Raw genomic sequence first — 8,915 nt, forward strand, 5'->3', positions numbered from 1 at the left:
ACCGGCAAAACGTTTACCATCGCCCATACCATTCAGCAGGTGGGCAGGCCCACCTTGGTGATGGCCCACAATAAGACGCTGGCGGCACAACTGTGCAATGAGCTACGAGAGCTGTTTCCCAATAATGCCGTCGAATACTTCATCAGCTATTACGACTATTACCAACCGGAAGCCTATGTTCCCAGCACCGATACTTACATCGCCAAATCTTCCTCTATCAACGATGAAATCGATATGCTGCGGCACTCGGCTACCCGCTCCTTGTTTGAACGGCGAGATGTGATTGTGGTGGCCTCGGTGAGCTGCATCTATGGTCTGGGCATGCCAGAAGAATACCTGAAGGCTTCCATCCCCTTCAAAGTCGGCCAGGAGATCAACCAACAGGATGTCTTGCGGGCTCTGGCCAGCATCCAGTACGAGCGCAACGATTTAGAGCTGGTGCGAGGGCGATTTCGCCTCAAAGGAGATGTGCTGGAAATTGTGCCGGCGTATGAGGATCGGGTCATTCGCATCGAATTTTTTGGGGATGAGATCGAGGCCATTCGCTTAATCGACCCGGTTACAGGTGAGATTTTGAACAGCCTCAGCGCCCTCAGAGTTTATCCTGCTCGGCACTTTGTAACGCCGGAAGCACAATTGGAGCGGGCGATCCTCAATATCGAGCAAGAACTGGAAGAGCAACTGGCCTTCTTTCGCAAAGAAGGCAAGCTCCTGGAAGCCCAACGCCTAGAGCAGCGCACCCGCTACGACCTAGAAATGCTGCGGGAGGTGGGCTATTGCAATGGGATCGAAAACTACTCTAGACATTTAACGGGACGCAAAGCAGGAGAGCCCCCCGCCTGCTTGGTGGATTATTTCAAGGCCAACGATTGGCTGCTGGTGGTGGATGAATCCCACGTGACCGTGCCCCAAATTCGCGGCATGTACAATGGCGACCGTGCCCGCAAGCAGGTGCTGGTGGATCACGGTTTTCGCCTGCCCAGCGCCCTCGACAATCGCCCCCTCAAAGCCGAAGAGTTTTGGGCCAAAGTTCATCAGTGTATCTTTGTTTCGGCTACCCCCGGCAACTGGGAACTGGAGCAGAGCGAGGCCCAATTTGAAACCCGGGTGGAAGATGGCAAGACCTTGAAGTTTTATGTGCAGGGCAGCGGTCGGGTTATCGAACAGGTGATTCGGCCCACCGGGGTGGTGGATCCCGAGGTGCATGTGCGCCCTACGGCTGGGCAAGTGGACGATTTGCTGGGGGAAATTTATTTGCGATTGGAGCGCTCTCAGCAGGGGCCTGCCGAACGGGTGATCGTGACCACCCTCACCAAACGGATGGCAGAGGACCTCACGGAATATCTCCAGGAGCGAGGGATCCGAGTTCGCTATTTGCATTCCGAGATCACCTCGATTGAGCGAATTGAAATCTTACAAGATTTTCGAGAAGGGGCCTTTGACGTGTTGGTGGGGGTCAACTTGCTCCGGGAAGGGTTGGACTTGCCAGAAGTTTCTTTGGTGGCCATTTTGGATGCCGACAAAGAAGGGTTTTTGCGAGCAGAGCGCTCCCTGATTCAGATGATCGGGCGGGCAGCGCGGAATGTCCGTGGAACGGTGGTGATGTACGCCGACACCATGACCAGCAGCATGGCCCGGGCCATTGCCGAAACCCAGCGTCGCCGCGAAATTCAATTGCAATACAACCGCCAACACAACATCACGCCCAAGCCCATCGTCAAGAAAAACAGCAATGCCATCTTGTCTTTTTTGGCCATCTCCCGCAAACTTAACGACCCAGATCTGGAAAAAGCCTTTCAAGCTGCGCAAGAGATCCCTCTCTCCGAGATTCCGGAGCTGATCGGCCAACTGGAACTGAAGATGAAAGAGGCCGCCAAAAACCTAGAATTTGAGGAAGCCGCCGAGCTGCGAGATAGAATCAAAAAGCTGCGTCAACGCCTTCTGGGCCATTCTCAGGGCACCTAAAATCCTTGCTCAGATCGGCCAAAATTGAGGTCGGCTTGTGCCACCATGAGCTTGCGGGGCAGCACCAGGGATCCCCAATTATCGATGGGCGTTCGTACCAAACCGGCCATGCAGGACTCCGTCCCACTTAAGCGAGCAGCTCTTTGGGTTGGGCTGACGGTGGGGATAGGTCTCTGGCTCACCCCTGCCGTCGCCTCTGCCTCCTCAGGGATCCCCTTGGCTCAAGCCCTTGAATTTCGGGATCCCAACTTTTTCCTGGCCGATCCCCGACCCACACCGGCTGAAGCGCCAACTCCTGAGGGATCCCCTGCCCCAGCCCCCAGCCCAGTCGGGATCCCTTTGACCGGCCAAGAGGGCACAGAGGTGCTGGTCGGGAACATACCGGTGTTCCGCCTGCAGACGGCAGACTACCCCAGCGATGTGCGGGCCGACAACGTTCGGGCGATCATCGAGCGCTTTCTCGAAGAAGGGCAGTTACCACAGCCAGAGGTACGGGTAGCCCAGGATGCCAATGGGCAATACATCTTACGCCTGGGGGAAAGAGGCCGCTTTGAGCGCACACAACGGTATTTGTTCACCGTCACCTATGCCGATGCAGCCGCAGAGCGCAGGGTGGCACCGGGTCAGGTGAGCCTGAATGACGTGCGTCTGGTGGCTAACAGTTGGGCGCGGCGGTTGGAGCAAGCGATTGCCGATTACCGCGAAGATCTGCTGGCTCTGCAGCGGGCCCAGGATCCGCGCGTGCTGGTTCTGACCCTTTTGGCAGGGATCGCCACCCTGGTGGTGGGGTTCTTTCTCTGGCGGCTGTTCGACCGCAGCCTAACCCGCTTGCAACGCTGGTTGGAGCTTAAGGCCGGAGAGACCTGGGGCACCTGGATTGATGTGGGTGGGATGCTGCTGCGGGGCGTGGGGGCAATCCTCATCGCCGGCATCTCGCTGGATCGCGGTATCAGCTTCATCCCTGCCCTACGACCGTTTCAGCGCTCCTTTTACCTGGGCCTGGGTCGTGTGGTCGCCACGGCTCTGGGCGTTCTCACCCAGCCTCTGCCCAACTCCAGCGTTTCGATTGCCAGCTTGCTGGTCTTCCTCGTCCTCTCCATCTTGGTTTTCACCGGCGCCCACTACGTCAGTGTTGGCTTCAAGCAGCGCTTTTTGGCACGCCTGGGGCTGGATCTGGGCACCCAAGAGTCTTCGGCGGCCATCTTCAAGTACATCCTGACCCTGTTCGGCATCCTTCTGGTCTTGCCCTTCAGCGGCCTTAATCTGGGCTCCTTGGCGGTTATTGCCGGGGCGGTGGGTTTGGGGATCGGCTTTGGTTTGCAAAACCTCTCCAACAACTACATCAGCTACATTGCCATTTTGCTGGAGCGCCCCATCCAAATCGGGGATCTGGTGGAAGTGGACAACTTGCTCGGCACGGTGGAGCGCATTGGGCCACGGGCTACCGTCTTGCGCACCCTGGATCGCATCTTTGTGATCGTGCCCAACTCCCGCTTTACCGAATCAAAGGTGGTGAACTGGAGCTACCGGGATCCCCGCTGTCGCATCCACATTCCTGTGGGCGTGGCCTACGGCTCCGATACCGCCTTGGTTACCGAAGCCCTGCTCAGCGCCGCCAGAGAAAATGCTCGGGTGTTGAGCAGCCCTGCCCCCCAAGTCTGGCTCAAGTCCTTTGGCCCTTCTGCACTTAACTTTGAGCTGCTGGTGTGGATCAACCGTCCTCAAGATCAGTTTGTCTTGATCAGCGAGCTAAACTTCCTAATCGAGGCTGAGTTTCGGCGACGTGGGATCCGCATCCCCTTCCCGCAACAAGATATTCACATCCGCAGCCTAGAGGGATTTGCCCCCCTCAGTCAAAATGGCGGATCCCCTTCTTTGCCCGATACCGACTCCATTCACTCTGCCCTCAAAGAAGCGGCTCAATCGCCGGAAGACCAAAATGGTGTTTCCTAAGCTATTGCCTGCCATTGACACCCTATCGACACCCTATCGACACCATGTTGCAGCGGTTAGATGAGGTACTGGGAAGCTTTGGCAGCCATCCCCGTTGGGCTGAACTGAAGCAAATGCAAACCCTGCGGCAGCTCTGGCCCGAACTCGTCGGAGAGGCCGTAGCCGCCCAAACCTATCCTCTCAGCCTGCGCCGACAGGTGCTGCAGGTGGCCACCTCTACCCCGGCCTGGGCACAAAACTTAACCTTGCAACGCCAGATCATTCTCAGGAAACTCAACAGCCGGCTACAATCTCCCCTCAGCGATATCCGCTTCAGCTCTGGTGCCTGGCACAAGGGATCCAGCCCGGCTGCCCCCCATCCTGATGCGGAGCTGACCAGCAAGTTTTATGGCGCTCCCCGCCTAGCAGACCAAGATGGACAACGCCCTGGATCCTGTCGCAGCCCCAATCCAAAACAGCCCACCTCCGACCCGAAAGTGGCTTTCGAGCGCTGGGCCAGAGTGGTGAAGCAACAACAAACCCAGGAGAACCTGTTCCCTTGCCCCGCCTGCCGCTGTCCTACCCCTGCCGCCGAATTGGAGCGTTGGTTTGTCTGTGGGTTCTGCCATCGACAATCCTTGCGCCCGCCCAGCTAACTCAGGAAACTCGAATTACGGTTGCTTCAAATGGCAATCAAACGATTCGTCAGGTCGATCCCCAACTTCTTTCTTCCTCTGAGAGAGGTTGTGGATGGTTACGGCAGCGGCAAGGAGCGCTTGGGAAGCGTCTCAACCCAGTTTGAAATGCAACTGCGAACCCTTAATCGTTCATAGCCCGATAGGTGGCCACCGAAGACGGCGATACACGGTTTAGATAGCGAAAGATCCAATACTTAAAAAGCGTATCTAGGAAAACCGGAAAAGTAGCAATAAAGCCGTAGATAAAATCGCGGTTCTCCGGTAACCCCAAATGGGCAGCCAAATTACCCAGCAGCACCTCCCAACCGTGGGGAGAGTGATAACCGACAAACACATCGGTAAAGAGAATAATAATGAAAGCCTTGGCACTATCGCTGAGACCGTAGATCAGACGATCCAAAAAAGACTTGAGGACTTCGATTTCCTCACGCCCAACAAAGATAAGCCAGCCAAACACCAGCAGCGAAAGCAAATCAGCAAGGATATTCTTCAAGCCTTCCGAGTTCCTACGGCTATATTTTTTCAGCAGTTCCTCTGCCTTCATGGACAGTTGATCTGCTGATTCCAGATCCCACTCTGGAGATTGATGGTGCAAAGCTCGCTCAAATTCTATTCTTTCCTTGAAAAACTCGAACTCTGTCAGGGCTTTTTCTTGAAATTCGTGGCTCAGAGCCACAATGGCAGGCTCCCGTTGTTGCAAGTGATCTACCAATGGCCCAAACAGAAAGTTTTTCGAGAGGATCTGGGTGAGCAGAGGCAAAACGGCCAACAACAACAGAAAACGAATCGATACCAGTGTGCGAGTGCGAGCCTCCCGATACTCTTGGATCAGTTCCTCCTCGGCCTGGGAACTCAGCTCACGGCGGATTTGGCTGGCCGTGCGCAGAATGGAGCGGGGCAGAATCGCAGCTTTGGAAGCGACCGGGGCAGCGCCATTGCCGGAGCCTGCCTTGACAGAGACATTAGAAGAACTGGGTTCAGTTGAGGTAGGTTGTTCTGGCGGTTCGAGAGGCTCAGGTGAAGTGGAAATTGAAGCAGAGATGGGCTGGGATTTTCTGGTCGGGCGTTTGTATCGAGAAGTCACCTGATCGATAAACTGCAGTTTCTCCAAAATGGAAAGATCTCGTCTTTGGCAACCATTCTCGGAGTTTTCGCTGCTGCTTTCAGAAACATTGGCCTCAGCGGCATGGAGTTGTTGAGCTTTATCTTGGGCAGAAGTAGGGCCGCTGCCATTTTGCTCGGGATCCGGCAGGCGAGAAAAGGCGCTGCTGGCTCTGAACTCTGCCAAACGCAGATCGATCTGGCGCAGCTGCCGGCGCAGTTGAATCTGAAAGTAGCGGCTGACATTCTGGCCGTGTTGCCCATTGCTGCCAATGGACCCTCCCTGGAAGTATTGATCCTCAATGGCTTTAATGCGCAGGGCAGCCTCATAAGCTTGGTCGAGGGAGCGCAGGGGGGTATTCGAGATCCATTGGCCCAGCCTGCTCAATACGGATTCTCCCATTGCTCGTTCCCGTGGCACTCCCCATGGGGGCCGATCCACACATTACAGTGATCCGATTGACTAATTATTGTAACGAGTCCTGGGTGCCTAGGCGGGAATCCCAACGGTGGAGAAGTACTTGCAGAGACTGGCCCTGCCTCGACAGAAGTACAGACCGGCACCTTTGGGTCAGAGCAAACTTCAGTATCCCTTAAAGCGCTTGAGGGCAAAGCCACAGATCTGCAGCAGCCGCAGCCCCTCTCGCACATGGTGAATGTTGGAGCGACCATAGGTTCTGGGGAAATAGCGCACGGGGATATCCAGGATCTTCAGGGTGCGCTTGGCGGATCCCAGCAACAGGTCAAAATCTCCAAACGGGTCGAAATCCCCCCACTCTTGGCACAGCTTGGCAATCTGCTGGTAATCCTCCCGCCACAGGGCCTTGGTGCCACAGAGGGAATCTTTGATGCGGATGCCGAGAATGTAGGAGAGGAGAGCGGCAAAAAAACGATTGGCCCATTGGTTTAGCCGAGGCATTGCCTCTGGTTTCAGGGGATAGATAAGGCGACAACCATTGGCAAAATCACATCGCCCGGAAGCCACAGCCCGGAAAAACTTGGGCAGGTCCTCTGCCTGTACGGTCAAATCGGCATCGAGGATGATCAACACATCCCCTGTAGCGGCAGCCAGCCCCTTGCGCACCGCATCCCCCTTGCCCTTGCCCTCCTGCCGTAGAGCCCGGATATTGCGGATCCCTTGGTATTCCGCCTGTACCCGCTGGATCTCGGCCCAAGTCCCGTCGCTGGAATGCCCCTCCACAAAAATGATCTCGGTGCGGGATCCCATCTCGGGCAAATGTTCCACGCAGCGGCGGATGTTGCCCGCTTCATTCCGAGCCGGAATCACCACGGTGCAGGAAGGCTGCTGCTCAGGGGGGGGATCCCAGGCAGGGTCGGGCTGCAGGCGAGCGATCGTATATTCCGTCAGGCAGAGGGCGTTGATCCCGGGCAATGGGGCAATCACCCGGTTGATCACAGTCGAAAGGAACGGGATCCGCCGCGGCAACAACAGCCGCTTGCCCTGCTGAATGACCTCGTATCCTGCCAAGTGCAGCAGGTTGGCCACATCGGCTGCCGATAACCAGTTGGCTGCCGGCAGAGGCATCCGTTGCTTCAGAGCGGTTGCCAGGCTCAGAATCGGCTCCCAGAGTGGGTTGTGGTGGGAGAGGATCAGGCGGGTGCGAGGGGTACAGAAGCGGCGCAACTGCTGGAGAACCTGCTGGATGTCGGCCAGGTAGCCCAGGGTATTGACGAGCAAGATCACATCAAAAGGCTCCGCCAAGACGGGATCCCCTTTGTCCAGCGTGTGGGCATCTTGCACCCGGAAATGGAGATGGGGAAACTCTGCCTGAGCTTGGGCAACAATGTCCGCATCCCGGTCGATCCCCACCCCGAAGCTGGGCTGCAAGGCATTGAGCAGGGATCCCGTGCCGGAACCAATCTCCAAGATGCGCAAACCGGCAGGGACAAAAAAGCGATGCAGCCGCTCCAGATCCTCGTGGTAGTAGCGGTTTTTTTGCCGCCAGTAATACAAGGGGTGGGTCAACGCTGGCAAGGGATCCCTGGGGTATCGCTGGATAGTCTTCGATCATAAGGTGTGATCGTTTGCAACAACGGCTTCAAGCACCTTAGATCTCAATCTGTTGGTCACCCAACCCAGCTGGATCCCCGACGACAGGGGCGAAGCCCTCCAGCGATTGCGTACCGCAGCCACATCTTGCCACCCCAGTCTCTCCCCACCCAGCGATAGCAGTACAGGGAAAAGGGAAGCATTGGCGGGCAAGTGCCAACGAGCGGGGATCTCAGCGACGACGCACTTTATCCCTTTGGCTGACAAAGATGATGGCGCCAAAGAGAGCCCCCAGCACAACTGCACCAGCCACCAAGCTCCAGAGGAAGTTAGCAAGTGAGGGAGTCATAAAAGCGTTTCCTCCTCGTGCAAATAACCATTGCCCAACGGCTTTTCGATTATACCGAGCCCTGTCACCCTTCCAAAGCCTGCCTTTGTCCCTGCCGGGCGCTGTCATTTGGTAGTTTGGTATTCCAGGGGCACCTCCTCTAGGGTTTGGCTCTTGCCGGCAAAGGGGTTATCCGGCGTTAAGAACAGCATACAGTGACATTCCTTTCGCTCCCGCATGGGTACACAGGGGCAATTCCAATAGCCTGCTTTTGCTTCTGCCTCTTTGTCTTCATAAAAACGACAGGGACACAGCGGGGCGCCCAATTGCTCTTTGTGCAGAGCCAAGCCTTCGATCACCGCCGTCGTAATTGATGGATCCGAGCAGAAAAAGGTCTCGGAGCGTTTGGCGTAGGTTTCTGCGAAATGCCGCATCAACTCAAAGCTCTTCTGTGAGGACTTTTTGTAACCACGACTTTCCATGACGATTCCCAAAAGTGGAACTAACCGGCTGTTGCTAGCAATGGGGTTCACAGCTTTTTCCGACGACGCCTCCCGAAGCCAGTACAGACGTGTAGGGGGCCGGGATTCTATTAACTCCACAGATAACTCCACAGACCTCCCACAACGTCGAGAAAAGCTGTATCTCGCTCTTCGTTGTACAGCAGACCTCTAGGCAGGACAAAAGATTATGCCCTTGCTGTTACACAAGGCAACATCTAGGGGCCGTAGCAAGAGCCAGCCTTGGCGTACCTCTACAGAATACCTTGACATCCTCCCCGGCCTGAAGGCCGGAGATTCCTGCCACGCTACGCATGGATGGCTCCTTGCGCAGTCGTCTCGGCGGGTTCCTGCTTCCGACCGCCCGTGCAGTTCGATCC

7 protein-coding genes are annotated in these 8,915 nt (G+C 56.2%); 3 read left to right on the forward strand and 4 right to left on the reverse strand.

From position 1 onward, the window contains the following. The 3 genes from uvrB to NW834_RS04625 form a co-directional block, all read left to right on the forward strand. On the forward strand, window positions 1-1,965 hold a 1,965-nt coding region (gene uvrB, locus NW834_RS04615; RefSeq protein ID WP_414426226.1), incomplete at its 5' end, for an excinuclease ABC subunit UvrB. Between the two features lie 108 nt (window positions 1,966-2,073). Next, entirely contained in the window at window positions 2,074-3,918 is a 1,845-nt protein-coding gene (locus NW834_RS04620) for a mechanosensitive ion channel domain-containing protein (protein ID WP_414419723.1), read from the forward strand. Between the two features lie 14 nt (window positions 3,919-3,932). Beyond that, entirely contained in the window at window positions 3,933-4,553 is a 621-nt protein-coding gene (locus NW834_RS04625) for a DUF721 domain-containing protein (protein WP_414419722.1), read from the forward strand. 163 nt (window positions 4,554-4,716) lie between these two features. On the opposite strand, the gene pxcA is transcribed toward NW834_RS04625, so the two are convergent. From pxcA to NW834_RS04645, 4 genes are all read right to left on the reverse strand, one after another. Then, a complete protein-coding gene (pxcA, locus tag NW834_RS04630) occupies window positions 4,717-6,099 on the reverse strand; it encodes a proton extrusion protein PcxA (protein WP_414419721.1) in 1,383 nt (460 codons plus the stop codon). Window positions 6,100-6,279: 180 nt separating this feature from the next. Continuing rightward, window positions 6,280-7,683, reverse strand: a complete 1,404-nt coding sequence (locus NW834_RS04635) for a glycosyltransferase (RefSeq protein ID WP_414407900.1) — start codon at window positions 7,681-7,683, stop codon at window positions 6,280-6,282. A gap of 256 nt (window positions 7,684-7,939) precedes the next feature. Beyond that, window positions 7,940-8,056 carry a photosystem II reaction center X protein gene (locus NW834_RS04640; RefSeq protein ID WP_011432450.1) on the reverse strand — a complete coding sequence of 39 codons (117 nt, stop codon included), beginning with the start codon at window positions 8,054-8,056 and terminating at the stop codon, window positions 7,940-7,942. 104 nt (window positions 8,057-8,160) lie between these two features. Beyond that, window positions 8,161-8,517 (reverse strand): ferredoxin-thioredoxin reductase catalytic domain-containing protein, encoded by a 357-nt coding sequence (locus tag NW834_RS04645; protein WP_011432451.1) that lies wholly within the window; start codon window positions 8,515-8,517, stop codon window positions 8,161-8,163. Between the last annotated feature and the right edge of the window lie 398 nt (window positions 8,518-8,915).

Source organism: Synechococcus sp. R60.1, assembly GCF_047461835.1.
Lineage (GTDB): Bacteria > Cyanobacteriota > Cyanobacteriia > Thermostichales > Thermostichaceae > Thermostichus.